The sequence below is a fragment of the Nocardioidaceae bacterium SCSIO 66511 genome (assembly GCA_023100825.1).
Taxonomy (GTDB): Bacteria; Actinomycetota; Actinomycetes; order Propionibacteriales; family Nocardioidaceae; genus Solicola.
The window spans coordinates 448,674-464,081 of the sequence record CP095846.1; the positions used below are offsets into that span (position 1 = coordinate 448,674).

A 15,408-nucleotide genomic window follows, 5' to 3' on the forward strand; every position below is an offset into this window, starting at 1 on the left:
GTGTCGTTATCGGCGCGGCAGCAGGTCAGGGAACGCGCGATGTGCCGCGGCCGCAACGATGCCGACGCAGGCATTCTTGATCAGGTCACCGGGCCAGAACGTCATATCCGTGGTGAAGGCCTCACGCCAGGAGAAGTCGTCGATCCGCCAGTGCATACCGGCAATGCCCATCGGATGGGTGACCAGGATGCTGCCGACCATTGCGCAGAGGAAGATCAGCGGCGCCCCGTACGAAAGCCTGTGGTGTGGGAGGCGCTCGACCAGTAGACCGCAGACGAAGGCCGCGATCGGGAACGCGAGCAGGTAGCCGATGGACGGCTTGGCGAAGGTGGCGAGGCCGCCGGTCGCATCGGCGAAAACGGGAAGGCCGGCGAAGCCGACGGCGAGGTAAAGCAGCGTGGCGAGTGCCCCGCGGCGGGCGCCGAGACACGCGCCGGCGAGCATCACGCCGAATGTCTGCAGGGTGATCGGGACGGCAAGACCGCCGACGTGGATGCCCGGCATGATCGCGCAGACCGCGATCAATGCGGCAAAGAACGCGATCAGTGAAAGGTCGGCCGTTGGCGACGTACGCCGCGTGGATGGGCTCGGCCGGGTCGGAGCGTCTTGGGGCATGGCGGCAGCCTAAGGGCTACTCGCCATTACCTGTACGTGTTCGTGGCCACAACACGTGTTGTGACCACGGGACTTGACGCAGCGCAGTTTATTGACGTTAGTCGCGTAACATAGTCTACTATCCACTCTGGTTCCATCGATTTGGCTGCGCACTGGCACTTTCGGCACCCCTATGCCGCCGTTAGCGTGAGGTGCCAGCCGCACAGTCACGGGGAACCACAGCGAGTCGTTCCAACCTGACGGGAGCCGGAGCCATGGCGACAATCGAGCGGAGCGAGACATCGTCGTCGGGGTCGCGCCCGGTCAGGCGACAGGCGACCAAGGGCACGTTCGCTCGCATCGAGCGCCCGTTGATCAGCGTCGGGGCAGTGCTTGCCGTCCTGCTGCTGTGGTGGGCCGTGACAGCGCTTGACCTGGTCAAACCGTTGTTCATGCCGGAGCCGGGTGCGGTCTGGGACGCATTCATCAGGACCCTCACCGACGGCTATCGCGGCCACAGCCTGCTTCAGCACCTGTCGATCAGCCTGCAGCGCGTACTGATCGGATTCGCGATCGCGGTCGTCATCGCGGTGCCGCTCGGCGTGCTCGCCGGAGTCAGCCGGCGGCTGGACGCAGTGCTCGATCCGCTGATCACGTTCTACCGAGTGCTGCCGCCGCTCGCGTACTTCTCACTACTGCTGATCGTGCTCGGCATCGGTGAAGCCTCCAAGGTCACGTTGCTGCTGCTCGCCGCCTTCCCGCCGGTCTTCCTCGCCGTCGTGCAGGGCGTGCGGTCAGTGGCGAAGGGCCGAATCGACGCGGCGAGGTCCCTTGGTGCGAACCGTCGACAGGTGATGCGGTACGTGATCCTGCCGTCGATCCTGCCCGAGCTGTTCGTCGGAATGCGCGTCAGCCTCGGCATCACCTACACCACGCTCGTAGCCGCCGAGATGATCGCGGCCCAGATGGGCATCGGCTGGATGGTCTTCGACGCGAAGCGTTATCTGCAGACCGACGTGGTCTACCTCGGCATCATCATCATGGGCATCACGGGCGTCGTCCTGGACGGCATCGCCAAGTACGCGCAACGGCGGATCGTGCCCTGGCAGGGGAAGGTCTGATCTCCATGACTCGAGCGCGGCCACGCAACGTCCCTCTGACGAAGGAACCCCGATGACCAATCGAACCTCGACGCGTTCTCGTCGCTTCGGGCCGGCCGTCGCCTGCGGCGTCGCCGCGGCAGCGCTACTGCTCGCAGCCTGTGGCGGCGAGGGCATTTCCAGCAGCACCGGTGGCGGCGACAAACTACGGATCGCGTACCAAGTCATCCCGAACAGCGCACCGATCGTCAAGCACGAAGGCTGGTTGGAGGACGAGCTCGACATGGACGTCGAGTGGCGCCAGTTCGACGCCGGTGCTGACGTCAACGAGGCGGTCGCCTCGGGTTCGGTCGACGTCGGGCTGGTCGGCAGCACTCTTGTCGCGAACGGCATCGCGACGGGCCTCGACTACAAGGTGCCGTTCGTGTACGACGTGATCGGCGACAACGAGGCGCTCGTCGCGAAAGAGGGCATCTCCTCGATCGAGGACCTCGAGGGCAAGAAGGTCGCCACCCCGCTGGGGTCGACGACGCAGTACAGCTTGGTGGCGGCACTGCAACAGGCGGGCGTTGACCCCGCGGATGTCTCGATCCTCGACATGCAACCGCCGGACGCACTCGCGGGCTGGAAGGACGGCAGCATCGACGCGGCGTACGTATGGCATCCAACGTTGCAGGAGATGATCGACGACGGCGGCAAGGTGCTTGTCAGCAGCGGCGATCTCGCCGACGAGGGCGTCGTCACGGCGGATCTCGGCATCGTCTCGTCGGACTTCGCCGATGAGAATCCCGACGTCGTGGCCAGCTGGCTCGAGGCGGAGAACCGCGGTGCCCAACTGATCCAGGACGACCCGAAGAAGGCGGCGGAGATCGTGGCCGATGAGTTCAGTATCAAACCGGAGCAGGCGGCCGCGCAGATGAAGGACCTCATCATCTTGAACGGTGACGAACAACTGGCGCCGGACTACCTCGGCACCGACGGCTCGCCTGGTGCGCTCAGCGACACACTGCAGAAGACGGCTCAGTTCCTCGCCGACAACGACCTCGTCGACGACGTGCCGGACAAGCAGGCGTTCGACGACGTTGTCGATCCGACGTACCTCCAAGACGCGGTCGGAGGGTGACCGATGAGTACGAATACCGAAGCGCCAGTCGCCGACCCGGTCGAGAGCCAAGACCGGGTACGGATCGCCGATGTCTCGCACTGGTACGAGACCGCGTCCGAGAACGTCCATGCGCTCGACGGGATCGATCTGCAGGTCGACGCCGGCGAGTTCGTCTGCATCGTCGGCGCATCCGGTTGCGGTAAGACGACGCTGCTGCAGATGCTCGCCGGGTTCCTCCAGCCGACGCAAGGCGAGATCACGCTGGGAGACGCACGGATAACCGAACCGAACCCTGCCCGCGGTGTCGTGTTCCAGCAGCCGAACCTCTACCCGTGGCTCGACGTACGCGACAACGTGAGCTTCGGCCCGAGGATGCGTAAAGAGTCGAAGTCAGCGTACGGACCCAGGGTGGATGCTCTCCTCGAGCTCGTCGGCCTCGAGGACTTCGCGAACCGCCCCCCGTACGAGTTGTCCGGAGGTATGCAGCAGCGGGCCGCCATCGCTCGGGCGCTCGTCAACGAGCCCGATGTGCTGCTGATGGATGAACCCTTCGGCGCGCTCGACGCCTTGACTCGCGAGAGGCTGCAGGAGGAGCTCCTGGGCATCTGGCGCCAAACCCACAAGACCGTCTTCTTCATCACTCACAGCGTCGAGGAGGCCGTCTACCTGGGCACGCGGGTGCTGGTGATGAGTCCTCGACCCGGTCGCGTCGTACTCGACCGCGACGTCCGGGTGCCAGAGCTCCATGATGCCGAGCCGCATGAGATCCGCGCCTCCAGCGCGTTCGCAGAGCTGCGCGAGGAGATAGCGCTGACGATCTACCGGGGCTCCGCGGTCTGAGTCGTACGACCTCGGGTTCCTTGCCGACTTTCCCGTTTCGGTGGGCTTCTGCGGGGTCGCTCGGTGGTGGTTTACCAAGTAAACATGGTGAAACTCCACTTCGCATGGCAGGTACGCCGTGCAAAGTGACAGGTTGCCATGCCTACTGGTACGACAGTGGCCACCGGTACGAATGTGACGCCAAAGCTGAACCTTGCCCCGATCCAATATCAAAGTGACGGGAAAGCCGGCAAGCTACCGGACCGAGTGGCGGCTCCCCGCGTCGCCGCGTCCTTGCCCGACCGAACGAGCCGGAAAGTCGACAGCGAAGCCAAGTCGAAGCGGCGAGTGGCCGAATCGAAACGAGACGGCAACAGACCTACTCAGCCAGCGCCGACCGTCGCATGCGGGCGTACGCCGAGGTCTGCGAGTGCAGTTCCGATCTGGCTGGGGATGTCGACGACGGTCACTCCGGCACCGCGAAGTGCGGTGAGCTTGGACTCTGCACTGCCTCGATCGCCCGTCACGATCGCTCCGGCATGACCCATCCGTCGATCGGGGGGAGCGCTTCGTCCGGCGATGAAGGCGACGGCCGGCACTCCCAACTCGGCTATCACCTCGGCGGCGTCCTCCTCCATCGATCCGCCGATCTCACCGACGATCACGATCCCTTCCGTGTGCGGGTGGTCGGCGAGGGCACGGACTGCATCGGCCGTCGTCGTCCCGAGGATCGGATCGCCGCCGACTCCGATGAACGCCGACTGGCCGTATCCGGCGGTGACGAGGTTCATGGAGACGAGCGTGCCGAGGCTGCCGCTTCGGGAGACAACGCCGATGTTGCCTGGACGGAAGATGTTGTCGGCGAAGCCGGGCATGATCCCGACACTCGAATGGCCGGGTACGACGAGACCAGCGGTATTGGGACCGAGCACGATCGAGCCACGCTCACGGGCAACGGCCAGCATCTCCATCACGTCGTGGGAGGGGATGTGTTCGGCAAGGCACACGATCGTACGAATGCCCGCCTCGGCGGCGTCGATGACGGCATCCTTCGCTCGTGCGGGCGGTACGAACAACACAGTGGCGTCGAGCTCGTGGGCTCGCGCCGCGTCGGCCGCGCTGTCGTAGACCGGTACGCCGTGTACCTCGCGACCTGCCCTACCCGGGCTCGCGCCCGCCACGACACGGGTGCCGCACTCCAGCATGCGCTGCGTCCAGTATTGGCCCTGCCTACCCGTGATGCCCTGCACCAGGACTGTGTGCTCCGAGGTGATGATCATGCCGAGACCTCCCGGTTGCGCTGTGCATCGGCGATCGACGTGCGGACGGCATCGTCCATCAGGTCGTATGGCTCCACGCCGAGACGCTCGCGTACCAACGCCACCGCCTCCTCCTCGCCCGTGCCGTGGATGGTGAACGAGATAGGTAGGTCCGGTTTCAGTTCCTCGATGGCCTTGATGACTCCCTCGGTCATCACGTCGGTACGCGCGAACGCGCCGCAGAAGTTGACCAACAGGCTGCGTACGTTGGGATTTGCGAGCACAAGTTGCAATGCCGGGACGGCTTTAGTGTACGCGTCCCCACCGATCTCGAGGAAGTTCGCCGGCCGGCCCCCGAAGTGGTTGATCGCGTCGAGTGTCGTCATGGTCAGACCGGCGCCGTTGGCGAGGACGCCGACATCGCCGTCCAGCTCGATGTAGGTGAGGCCGGCGGCCTTGCCTTGTCGCTCGAGGTCGGTGCCGTCATCCGATGGGAGACCACCGGGCAGGTCGGCGATCCGTTCCTCCTGACGGCCGACCGAGCTCGCGTCGATCGTGACCTTCGCGTCGACTGCCTGCACGGTGCTGTCCTTCGTCAGCACCAGTGGGTTGACCTCGACGAGACTTGCGTCGACGTCGAGGTACAGGCGGTACAGCTCGACGAGCGCATCCGTCACAGCCTCGACGTGCTGCGAGTCGAGATCGCTCCGCTGGAGCACGTCCTTGATCTCGGCGTGGGCGTCGGGTTCGCGTACGTCGAGTGGGAGGCGGTGGACTCGTTCGGGATCGGTCGCGTTGACCTCCTCGATGTCCATGCCGCCGGCAGTGGAGAAGAGCAGCGCCGGACCCTTGCTGGCCGGGTCGTCGAGTACGGCCGCGTACAGCTCGCGCTCGATGTCGACTGCCTCCTCGATCAACACCGCGCGTACACGGTGGCCGTGTACGTCGCTGCCGAGGATCTCGCTGGCCGCCGCCTCTGCCTCAGCGGGCGATCCGACCACGCGTACGCCGCCCGCCTTGCCTCGCTTGCCGCTGGTGATCTGCGCCTTGCACACGACGCGCCCGCCGAGCCGTTCGGCGACCTGTCGCGCTGCTCCGGCATTGTCGACGACGTCGCCACGGGGGACCGTCAGTCCGGCATCGCCGAGCAGTTGCTTGCCTTGGTGTTCGAGCAGATTCACGTAGGTCACATCCCGTAGGTGCTGCGGTAGTGGCCGAACAGGTCGTCCTCGCTCGGCTCTCGGGGTTCGATCACCCGCGCGATACGTGTGGTGTTCAAGAAGTGGCGGTACGAAAGGTTCTCGCTGATGCTGTTGCCCGCCCATGTACCCGCGCCCATCGTGAGCGTGAAGCCGAGGCCGTTGTCGAAGCTGCCCCCGTTACCCATCGCGTGCGCTTGGTTGACGAGTACGCGCGCGACCCGAAGTCGCTCGGCGACATGGCGGGCACGCTCGTCGCTGCGGGTGTGGATTCCGCAGGAGTGTCCGGCGCCTTGGAAGTCGAGGATCCCCTGGACTCGGTCGAGCGCTTCGTCGAGGTCGGACCAGCGGTAGACGGTCAGCACTACCGAGAGCTTCTCTCCACTGAACGGGTGGTTCGGGCCGTACGCGTCCTCCTCCACCAAGAAGAACTCCGTGCCTTCGGGAACCTCGAGTCCGGCGTACTCAGCGATCGTCGCCGGCGACTGGGCGGTCACCCGTTGGCTGAGCCGCCCGTCCGGCCACATCGCCTGCTCGAGCTGAGCGCGCTGGCGCGCGTCGAGCAAGTAACCGCCAACCGACTGGAGGGCTGCGAGCGCGTCGTCGTAGACGGTGTCGTGGATGTGGACGGAGTTCTCGGACGAGCAGCTCGTTGCGTAGTCGAAGGTCTTGCTGAGCGCGATCTTCGCGGCAGCATCGGCCAGATCGGCATCGGCATCGATCAGCACCGGTGCGTTACCGACGCCGACGCCGATCGCAGGTGTGCCCGAGCTGTACGCCGCGCGTACGTTCTTCTGCGAGCCGGTGACAACCACGAAGTCCGCCTGCCGCATCAACTCGTACGTGAGGTCCTTGCTCGGTTGGTCTATCGCCTGCACCAGATCGGCAGGTGCGCCGACCGCCGCGAGCTGCTCGTGGATGTAGCGCAGTAGTAATCGGCAGGTGGATGCGCCCTTGGGCGACGGCGACAGGATCACCGCGTTTCCGGCCTTGAGCGCCATCAGCGTCTTGTTCGCCGGTGTTGCCGCGGGGTTGGTCGACGGGCAGACCGCCGCGACGACACCCATCGGTTTCGCGTACTCGGTGAGTCCGAGGTCGGGTAGCTCGGCGATCGCGCCGACGGACGGTGCGCCCTGCAGATCGCGCAGAGTGCCCATCGTCTTGCGGCGATTCTTCGTGTACTTGTCCGCGACGTTGCCGAGGCCGGTGTCCGCGACCGCGAGCTCGGCGAGCGCTTTCGCGCGGCCGGGCTCGACGATGGCCCAGGCCACGGCGTCGACGACGTCGTCGACGCGACGCTGGTCGTACGTCTCGTACTCACGCTGAGCCGCTCGTGCCCGATCGACGAGCGTGGCGATCTGGTCGGCGACCTGGGAGTCGAACTCGGGTGCCCTGGTAGCGATGCTCACCGCGCCAACCTCCGCTGTCATTATATGGGAAAGACTTCCATATAGAGACTAAAGCGAACGCAGTGACCGCGCAACAGCCGCCGTGTACGAATGGCGAAGTTCGGTGCGAATTGCACGACGAGTCGGTCAGGCAGTGGTGCAATCTGCACCGAACTCCTGAAGCGGATCGCTCAGATCTGGAAGCCGGACGGCAGCATCTCGGCAACCCGGGCCGCCGCCTCGACGACGACGGTGCTCAGCTCATCGAGCCTGTTCTGTGGCATCCGGACCTGTGGGCCCTGTACGGCGAGCGCCGCGAGCAGCGAGCCGTCCGCGGCGAGGACGGGGGCGGCGATGCCGCATACGCCGGGCATGCGCTCGCCGAGATTCGTGCCGTAGCCGGTGTTGCGAACCTGCTCCAGCTCGCGGGTGAGTGCGGCCTTCGAGGTGATCGTGGACGAGGTGAGCTCCTCGAGCTTGCCCAACGCCTTGAGATCCGACGAGGGATCCGCCGAGAACGCAAGGAGTACCTTGCCCGTGCTCGTGCAATGCAAGGGGATCCGGGTACCTGTCGGTTGAGCGAAGCGAAGCGGCTGTGATGACTCGTATCGCAGTACGACGAGCCCCATGTCGCCGTCGCGCACGACGAGGTTCACCGACTCGCCGGTGTCGTCGCGAAGCTGCTCGAGTACGGGGGCGACGGCATCGAACCCGAGGTCGCGCTCGGCCGCGCGACCGAGCAGGAACGATGACCGACCGAGTCGGTAGCGACCGCTATCGGGGCGCTGTGCAACGTATCCGGCACTTGCGAGCGCTCGTAGAACGCGATGAGCGGTGCTGGTGTGCAGCGACAGCGTTCGGGCGATCTCGGTGAGCCCGACGTCGCGATTCGAGGTACGAAGAACGTCGAGGACCTCGAGCGCTCTTGCGATCGTCTGAGCGCCGGCGACGCGCCCTTCGTTGGACGGCGAATCCGCCTCACTCATGTCGACCCCGCTTGCTTCTGCTGACGCGGCTGAATGCTATCAGCAGCGTAGACGACACTCGGTTTCGCACATCCGATCGCCGACGGACAGATGCGCGAAACCGGGCGGCCCCAACTCAGTCCGTCATGCCGTACTTCTCCAGCTGGTCGCCGATCAGCTCGTCCTGCTCATCGAGGAACGCCTGGAAGTCATCGGCGTTCTGGTAGCTGTCGTCGTCCGCGTAGACCTGCTCTTGGAACTTCTCCATATCGGGCGACTCCACGGCGTCCTTGCACGCGTCGGACAAGGCATCGACCACGCCGGAATCGGTATCGGCGTTGACGACGATTCCGCGGAACTGCGGCAGCACGACCTCCTCGGGTAGTCCGATGTCTGCGGCAGTGGGTACATCTTCGTACCCCTCGACCGGGACCGACGAGAACAGGATCACGGGTACGAACTCTCCGGAGTCGAGGTACTCCCGGACGTCGCCGAGCTGCTCGTACATCGCGTCGACCTCGCCGCCGAGCAGCGCTGCGTACCGTTCGCTCGGTTCGGAGAACGGCACCGCGCGGAACTCAGTCTGCTGTGCTTCGTCGAGGGCGGCGAGTACGACGTCGTCGACGCTGCTCGACCCGACAGTCGCGACGGTGAGCTCGCCCGGTTTGGACTTCGCGCCGGCGGCGAGCTCCTTCCAGTCCTTGAACTCGTCCTTACGCACCATCAGGGCCGAAGGCATCGACTGGAGCCGACAGACTGCGGTCAGCTCGTCCATCGAGAAGGCCGCAGCCCCGGCGGGAACCGTGGTCAGGGTGTCCTGGATCAGGATCGACATCGACTCACCCGGACGGCCGGACAGCATCTTCGTGGTGCCGGTGCTCCCCGTGGCGCCGGGTACGTTGACGACCGGCACATCGGTGTCGATCGTCGACTCCATCTCGGCCGCTGCGGCCCGAGCGACCTGGTCGGATCCGCCGCCGGGACCGAACGGCGCGACCATCTCGACCGGCCGGCGGAATGTCGTGGACGAGTCGCCACCGCCCGACGAGGTGTTGGTACTGCAGGCTGCGAGGGCGGCGACGAGGGCGACCGACAACGTCGCCGATGTCGCAACCTTCGATCTGTTTCTGGACATGTGCTCACTCCTTGTTGGCGTACGAGGCGGTCTGTTCGGCGTCGGGTGCTTCGCGTGAAGCCCGCGCATTTCGTACTGCGCGATAGACCAGGAAGGTGAGAAGCAGTACCCAGACCACCGTGAGGACGGCCGAGATCGGTCGATCGATGAACACCATCGGGTCGTTGCCCGACGAGATCATCGCCGTGACGAAGTAGCGTTCCGCCAACGGCCCGAGAATCGCCCCGAGTACCAGCGGTGCAAGTGGGTAACCCCAGCGCTGCATGAAGAATCCGAGCCCCGCGAACATCGTCATGACCCAGACATCCGACATGGAGTTGCGGATCGCGAAGGCGCCGATGTACGCGAACAGCACGATGGCGGCGGCGACGTACACCTCCGGAACGGAGAGCAGCCGCACCATCGGCTTCGTGGCGAGCAGACCGAAGATGAACATCAGGATGACGCTGACCAGGAGTGCAGCGACGATGGTGTACACGAGCTCGGGTTGGGTCTCGAAGATCCGCGGGCCGGGTTGAACGTCATGGAGCATGAGCGCGCCGAGGATGACGGCTGTGGCGGCGCTGCCGGGGATGCCGAGCACGAGGAGCGGGATGAACGCGCCACCGACGGTCGCCGTCGACGCTGACTGGGGGCCGATGATGCCGTTCGGGTCGCCCTTGCCAACCTTCGACCGGAACTTGCCGAACTGCTTCTCCATGCCGTATGAGACGAACGACGCGACGGTCGCACCAGCACCGGGAACCGCCCCGAGGAGCGAGCCGGTCACGACACCGCGACCGAGTGCACCCGAGCGAGCGCGTAGCGCGCGCAGACCGGGGATGGTCGTTCTGATCCGTGCCGGTTGCTGTGCAGCGTCTTCCTCGAATCGTGCGCCGTAACGCTGGATGACGCTGCCGAGGGCGTAGATGCCGACCATGATCGGCAGGTAGTCGATGCCGTCGCGAAGGATGTCGATGCCGAAGTCGAAGCGGACCGTCCCGTACACGTCGTCGACGCCGACGGTGGCGACCAGCATCCCGATCAGCATTGATGCGATGGAACGAAGCACCGACCGCTCCGCGAGGGCGAGCACGCTGGTCAACCCGAGCAGAATGATGATGAAGTACTCCGCCTGGCCGAACTTGAGGGCGAAATGTGCGAACGAGCGTGCGGCGAAGGTGAGTAGCAGCCATGCGACGAGGCCGCCCGCGAGTGCGGAGATCGCTGCCCACCCGAGCGCCTCGGCGGCTCTGCCCTTGCGGGTCATCTGATAGCCGTCCCACAGCAGCGGTACGTTGTTCGGCTCGCCGGGAATGTGTAGCAGGATCGACGTGAGCGCGCCGCCGTAGGTGCCGGCGACGTAGACCGCGAGCATCAGCACGATGCTCGCGTCGGTGTCCATGCCGTACGTGAACGGCAGGATGAGCAGCACGCCCATCACGAAGGTGAGCCCCGGGAGCACACCGACGATCAGACCGGTCAGCACGCCGACAGCGAGAATCGCCCACATGGTCAGGTCGAAGCTGGTGAGCGCGTCCATCGCGCCTTGTAGGGTTTCCATCGGACCTCCGGTGCAGTCGGCGGGTCAGTAGATTCCGAGTGCGATGAACACCTGGACCGAGAACTCGTCGAACACGCCGATGCCGGTGGGCAGTGCGATGTAGACCAGCTTGATGAACAGGTACGCAGATCCGACCGCAAGCGCGGCTCCGAGCGGCACCGTGATGAACAGGTTGCGTTTACCGCACGCCCAGCAGAAGAGCGGGACGAACAGGAAGGTCGCGAGCAGCCAGCCGAGGTACACGGTGGCGATCACGAACCCGACAGAGATCGCGATCACCTGCGCGATCCGCAGCAGCGGAAGGCCCGCGACGTCCTCCTCCGCCGGCGGCCTGACCGTGCTGGTGCTGGCGTCTTCGTTTGCCCGAAGCGCGGACCGGACCTGGCCGGCGGTCCGCAACAGCATGACGAAGGCGAGCAGTGCGATCAGGATTCGTGGATAGAGGGCAGGGCCCGGTCCTTCGTCGCTCTGGCGAAGGTCAAGTGTTTGTACGTAAAGCGCGATGCTGGTCACGAGTACGACGATCTCGGGCAGCGACGCGCGGAGGCCGATTGCGAGTGCGCGGCTTCGGTTCGAGACCGTTGCGGCCGGCCTGTGTGCGGCGATGGATCGCTCGATCGACATGTCTGCGACTCCAGAACTAGTGTTATACACCTGAGTTACTGCACTATAGTCGTACGAGACCAGGCCGGATAGCCAGCGGGGTCGGATCTCGGTGCGGCGATAGGTGTTTCGCTATATGGCAATCTATTCCACATGACACTAAACCCGTGTCGGCGTGACGTCAATCACTTCGTGTGTATCGCGGGGGAAGCTGTCTGCAATCGAGCACAGGACGACTACGAGACGCCTTGTTTCGTTGAGATGTGGGAATCGCTCAGGCGATCGCCTGGACGGCGCTGAGTAGCGCAACGTCCACGATGTCGTCCGCGGTCGCGCCACGGGAGAGGTCGTTCAGCGGTGCTGCGAGTCCTTGCAGGACGGGGCCGAGCGCGCGTGCGCCGCCGAGTCGCTGGGCGATCTTGTACCCGATGTTGCCCGACGCGAGGTCGGGAAAGATGAAGACGTTTGCGCGACCAGCGACTGGCGAACCGGCGGCCTTCGTTGCGGCGACCGACTCCACGAAGGCAGTGTCGAACTGCATCTCTCCGTCGGCGAGCAGATCGGGTGCGCGTTCATGGAGCAGCGCGAGAGCGGCGCGCACCTTGGAGATACTCGGATGGTCGGCACTGCCCATGCTGCTGAACGAGAGCAGGGCCACGGCAGCGGACTCGCCGGTCAGCGATTCGAAGGTTGCAGCACTCGCGACCGCGATGTCGACGAGTCCCTCGGCGTCGGGGTCCGGTACGACCGCGCAGTCGCCGAAGGCGAGCGGTCGGCCATCGGGCAGGACGAGTACGAAGCTACTCGACAGGGTGCGGAACCCGGGGGCAAGCCCGATGACGTTGAGGCCTGCGCGCAGTACGTCTGCCGTCGGCGAGGTGCAGCCCGCGACACAGGCATCCGCGCGGCCGAGTCCGACCAGGGCGGCGCCCAGGTTGATCGGCGCGGACGCGGCAGCTTCGACCTGTTCGCGCGTACGCTTCCCGTCGGAGTACCGCGACCGTACGTACTCGCCGGCATCACCATCGGCGAGGCTGGCGAGCGTCGCCACTTCCACCCGATCATCGAGCGAGCGTGACACGGCCGACGGTCCGACCACTGCTACATCGATGCCCTTGCTTGCAAGGGAATTGGCCGCACTGATGACACGGTCGTCCTCACCTTCGGGTAGTACCACGCGAACCCGCTCGGACGACCCGACGCGGTCGAGCCAACTGGTAGTCAGCAACTCTTGGTCGGCGAGGGTGGTCACGTGATCAGAGCTCCGTCGGCGCATGCCCTTGGCCAGGTCGTGGCTACGATCCGCATCGTCCACCACCTCGCCGTCGGTCGTGACAACTCTGCTCGCACCTCCTGGGTGGCCGAAAGATCCAGTTCGCTGCAGGATTCGCGGTACCAGTCGGCGCGTCCGACGCCGACGACCTACGCTGACCCGAGGAGGAACGAGCATGAGCGCGAAGCAGGCACCGGCCGGAACACAGGCGATCGGGCGTGCCCTTGCGGTGCTGCGGATGCTCGCCGAGTCGCCGGATGAGCTGGAGGCGGGTGCGATCTCGTCCGGCCTCGAGTTGTCGACCGGCACGACCAAGCGGATCCTCGGTGCGCTACTCGCCGAGAGCCTGATCGCCCAGAACCCGAAGACCGGTCACTACTACCTCGCGAGCGGCGCCATCCTGCTCGGCCAGGCCGCGCAGCGTGGTTTCGGGCTCGACCGGGCGCTTCCCGTTCTCGAGGATCTGAATGCCGAGACGTCGGAGTCGGTGAACCTCGTCGTACGCGAGGGGTCCGAATCGGTGGTCATGATGCGTGTGCAATCCACGCTGCCTCTTCGGTTCGAGCAGCACCCCGGTGCTCGGTTCCCGCTGTACTCGACTGCATCGGGCAAAGCGATGCTGTCGAGGTCTTCTGATGCAGACACGTACGTCGCATCTCTTCCCGAGAGCCTCAAGCCGCTTACAGACAACACGCTTCGTACTCCCGCACGACTCGACGCACAGCTGGCGCAGATCCGAGAGCGCGGCTACAGCATCGACGATGAGGAGAACGTCGCCGGCGTCCGCTGTGTGGGTGCCCCCGTGCTCGACTCGTACGGCGAGGCACAGGCTGCGGTGACCGTGCAGGTTCCGACCGTGCGGATGCCCAAGCGGCGTGTGCTCGAACTCGGAGAGCGGGTGCAGATCGCGGCCAAGGAAGTCGCCCGCTTCGTGCCCATCGACCGCAGGATGTCGGGCTGAGGGACTATCCGGCGATCGTATCGATCGTGGGTCAAATCGGCTGGGGACAGGCGGCGTACAGGCGTTCCCGCATGCTCTGCGAATGAAGAATTTCCGGGTGACGGGGTTCACAGCGAGCTGATCTCGTTCTAGTGTGCCTCACTATGTGGCTACAGCGACCACATAGTGAAGGGACGTTCGATGGGATCAGATACGAGCAATGAGAGCGTGTTCACCTGGGCGGCGCCGCCGCTCAAGTTCGGCCTCGGAGCACTCGACGAGATCGGCGCAGAGGCCGCGGCGCGCGGAGTGACTCGATGCCTGGTCCTGACTGATCCCCGCGTACGACAGACGGGCACCGCGGATCGGGTGCGGGACTCTCTCGCCAGCGCCGGCGTCAAAGCCGAGGTCTACGACGGCGTTGCGACCGAGCCGACCGACGAGAGCATCGATGCCGCTGTCGAGTTCGCGCGGGACCAGGAATGGGACTGCTTCGTCGCCGTAGGTGGCGGTTCGGTCATCGACACGGCGAAGGCCGTCAACCTGCTCACGACTCACCCGGGCACCTTGCTGGACTTCGTGACGCCGCCGATCGGTGAGGGCAAGACGCCTTGGTTGCCGCTGAAACCGCTCATCGCCGTGCCCACCACGGCCGGCACCGGCTCGGAGTCGACGACGATCTGTGTCGTGGACCTCCTCGGGCTACACCTCAAGGCAGGTGTCAGCCATCCGAGTCTGCGCCCTGCCCTCGCGATCATCGATCCGCTCACGACCGTGACGATGCCGCCCGCCGTGACTGCAGCGAGCGGCATGGACGTGCTTTCGCATGCACTGGAGAGCTACACCAGCGTGCAGTTCGATGCCAAACCGGCGCCCGCCGATCCGATGACTAGGCCAGCGTTCTGCGGGTCGAACCCGATCAGCGATGTCTGGTGCGAGATGGCGCTCGGGCTCGTCGGCCGATTCCTCCGACGCGCGGTTCTGAACGGCCGCGATATCGAGGCGCGCTACCAGATGGCGCTCGCGTCGACGTACGCCGGAACGGGGTTCGGGAACGCGGGAACGCACCTTCCACATGCCAACGCATATCCCGTTGCCGGCGCCGTGCGCGACTACCAAGCGCGCGACTATCCGCCGATGCCCATGGTTCCGCACGGGCAAGCGGTTTCGTCCACCGCAGCCGAGGTCTTCCGTTGGACGTATCCGGCCGATCCGGCCAGGCACCTACGCGCCGCGGAACTGCTGTCCGGTGGAACCTTCACCTCGACCGACGGAAGGGACGCGCTTCCGCAGGTCCTGCAGGAGCTGATGCGCGACATCGGAATGCCCGTCGGCCTGCGCAGCTTCGGATACACCCGTGACGACATCGACGAGCTCGTCGAGGGCACGTTGAAGCAGACGCGTCAGCTCGCCGTCGTACCGCGACCCGTGACACGTGAAGACCTGGGGGAGATCTTCACCGCATCTCTGTAGTGCACCCGTCCC

14 protein-coding genes are annotated in these 15,408 nt (G+C 65.4%); 5 read left to right on the plus strand and 9 right to left on the minus strand.

What is annotated here, in order from left to right; translation table 11 throughout:
- Positions 1-6: 6 nt before the first annotated feature.
- Entirely contained in the window at positions 7-615 is a 609-nt protein-coding gene (locus MU582_02155) for a biotin transporter BioY (GenBank protein UPK75460.1), read from the minus strand.
- Positions 616-869: 254 nt separating this feature from the next.
- On the opposite strand from MU582_02155, the gene MU582_02160 reads away from it, so the two are divergent.
- Genes MU582_02160 through MU582_02170 form a run of 3 tightly spaced genes read left to right on the plus strand, consistent with a single transcriptional unit; the run spans position 870 to position 3,639 of the window.
- A complete protein-coding gene (locus MU582_02160) occupies positions 870-1,715 on the plus strand; it encodes an ABC transporter permease (GenBank protein UPK75461.1) in 846 nt (281 codons plus the stop codon).
- A gap of 52 nt (positions 1,716-1,767) precedes the next feature.
- Positions 1,768-2,817: an ABC transporter substrate-binding protein gene (locus MU582_02165; protein ID UPK75462.1), complete on the plus strand. Its 1,050-nt coding sequence runs from the start codon at positions 1,768-1,770 to the stop codon at positions 2,815-2,817.
- A gap of 3 nt (positions 2,818-2,820) precedes the next feature.
- Positions 2,821-3,639 carry an ABC transporter ATP-binding protein gene (locus MU582_02170; protein UPK75463.1) on the plus strand — a complete coding sequence of 273 codons (819 nt, stop codon included), beginning with the start codon at positions 2,821-2,823 and terminating at the stop codon, positions 3,637-3,639.
- 362 nt (positions 3,640-4,001) lie between these two features.
- On the opposite strand, the gene MU582_02175 is transcribed toward MU582_02170, so the two are convergent.
- From MU582_02175 to MU582_02210, 8 genes are all read right to left on the minus strand, one after another.
- The gene (locus MU582_02175; GenBank protein UPK75464.1) at positions 4,002-4,898 is read right to left on the minus strand and encodes a CoA-binding protein; all 897 of its coding nucleotides are present in this window, start codon (positions 4,896-4,898) and stop codon (positions 4,002-4,004) included.
- Positions 4,895-6,067: an acetate--CoA ligase family protein gene (locus MU582_02180; GenBank protein UPK75465.1), complete on the minus strand. Its 1,173-nt coding sequence runs from the start codon at positions 6,065-6,067 to the stop codon at positions 4,895-4,897. The genes MU582_02175 and MU582_02180 overlap by 4 nt, the downstream gene beginning before the upstream one ends.
- Positions 6,064-7,485 (minus strand): aldehyde dehydrogenase family protein, encoded by a 1,422-nt coding sequence (locus MU582_02185; GenBank protein UPK75466.1) that lies wholly within the window; start codon positions 7,483-7,485, stop codon positions 6,064-6,066. Before MU582_02185 ends, MU582_02180 begins: the two co-directional genes overlap by 4 nt.
- Before the next feature lie 170 nt (positions 7,486-7,655).
- Entirely contained in the window at positions 7,656-8,450 is a 795-nt protein-coding gene (locus MU582_02190) for an IclR family transcriptional regulator (protein UPK75467.1), read from the minus strand.
- Positions 8,451-8,565: 115 nt separating this feature from the next.
- Complete coding sequence (locus tag MU582_02195) at positions 8,566-9,564, minus strand: tripartite tricarboxylate transporter substrate binding protein (protein ID UPK75468.1); 999 nt, start codon at positions 9,562-9,564, stop codon at positions 8,566-8,568.
- A gap of 4 nt (positions 9,565-9,568) precedes the next feature.
- A complete protein-coding gene (locus tag MU582_02200; GenBank protein UPK75469.1) occupies positions 9,569-11,107 on the minus strand; it encodes a tripartite tricarboxylate transporter permease in 1,539 nt (512 codons plus the stop codon).
- Positions 11,108-11,131: 24 nt separating this feature from the next.
- Positions 11,132-11,731 (minus strand): tripartite tricarboxylate transporter TctB family protein, encoded by a 600-nt coding sequence (locus MU582_02205; protein ID UPK75470.1) that lies wholly within the window; start codon positions 11,729-11,731, stop codon positions 11,132-11,134.
- Between the two features lie 253 nt (positions 11,732-11,984).
- Complete coding sequence (locus MU582_02210) at positions 11,985-12,962, minus strand: phosphotransacetylase (GenBank protein ID UPK75471.1); 978 nt, start codon at positions 12,960-12,962, stop codon at positions 11,985-11,987.
- Positions 12,963-13,158: 196 nt separating this feature from the next.
- Between MU582_02210 and MU582_02215 the strand changes: the two genes are divergently transcribed.
- Complete coding sequence (locus MU582_02215) at positions 13,159-13,944, plus strand: IclR family transcriptional regulator (GenBank protein UPK75472.1); 786 nt, start codon at positions 13,159-13,161, stop codon at positions 13,942-13,944.
- A 180-nt stretch (positions 13,945-14,124) separates the two neighbouring features.
- Positions 14,125-15,396 carry an iron-containing alcohol dehydrogenase gene (locus tag MU582_02220; protein ID UPK75473.1) on the plus strand — a complete coding sequence of 424 codons (1,272 nt, stop codon included), beginning with the start codon at positions 14,125-14,127 and terminating at the stop codon, positions 15,394-15,396.
- The last annotated feature ends 12 nt before the right edge of the window (positions 15,397-15,408 follow it).

Coding starts and splice junctions, on each gene's coding strand:
- MU582_02220 (UPK75473.1), top strand. CDS start 14,125: ATGGGATCAGATACGAGCAATGAGAGCGTGTTCACCTGGGCGGCGCCG.
- MU582_02155 (UPK75460.1), bottom strand. CDS start 615: ATGCCCCAAGACGCTCCGACCCGGCCGAGCCCATCCACGCGGCGTACG.
- MU582_02190 (UPK75467.1), bottom strand. CDS start 8,450: ATGAGTGAGGCGGATTCGCCGTCCAACGAAGGGCGCGTCGCCGGCGCT.
- MU582_02200 (UPK75469.1), bottom strand. CDS start 11,107: ATGGAAACCCTACAAGGCGCGATGGACGCGCTCACCAGCTTCGACCTG.
- MU582_02175 (UPK75464.1), bottom strand. CDS start 4,898: ATGATCATCACCTCGGAGCACACAGTCCTGGTGCAGGGCATCACGGGT.
- MU582_02170 (UPK75463.1), top strand. CDS start 2,821: ATGAGTACGAATACCGAAGCGCCAGTCGCCGACCCGGTCGAGAGCCAA.
- MU582_02215 (UPK75472.1), top strand. CDS start 13,159: ATGAGCGCGAAGCAGGCACCGGCCGGAACACAGGCGATCGGGCGTGCC.
- MU582_02205 (UPK75470.1), bottom strand. CDS start 11,731: ATGTCGATCGAGCGATCCATCGCCGCACACAGGCCGGCCGCAACGGTC.
- MU582_02195 (UPK75468.1), bottom strand. CDS start 9,564: ATGTCCAGAAACAGATCGAAGGTTGCGACATCGGCGACGTTGTCGGTC.
- MU582_02160 (UPK75461.1), top strand. CDS start 870: ATGGCGACAATCGAGCGGAGCGAGACATCGTCGTCGGGGTCGCGCCCG.
- MU582_02165 (UPK75462.1), top strand. CDS start 1,768: ATGACCAATCGAACCTCGACGCGTTCTCGTCGCTTCGGGCCGGCCGTC.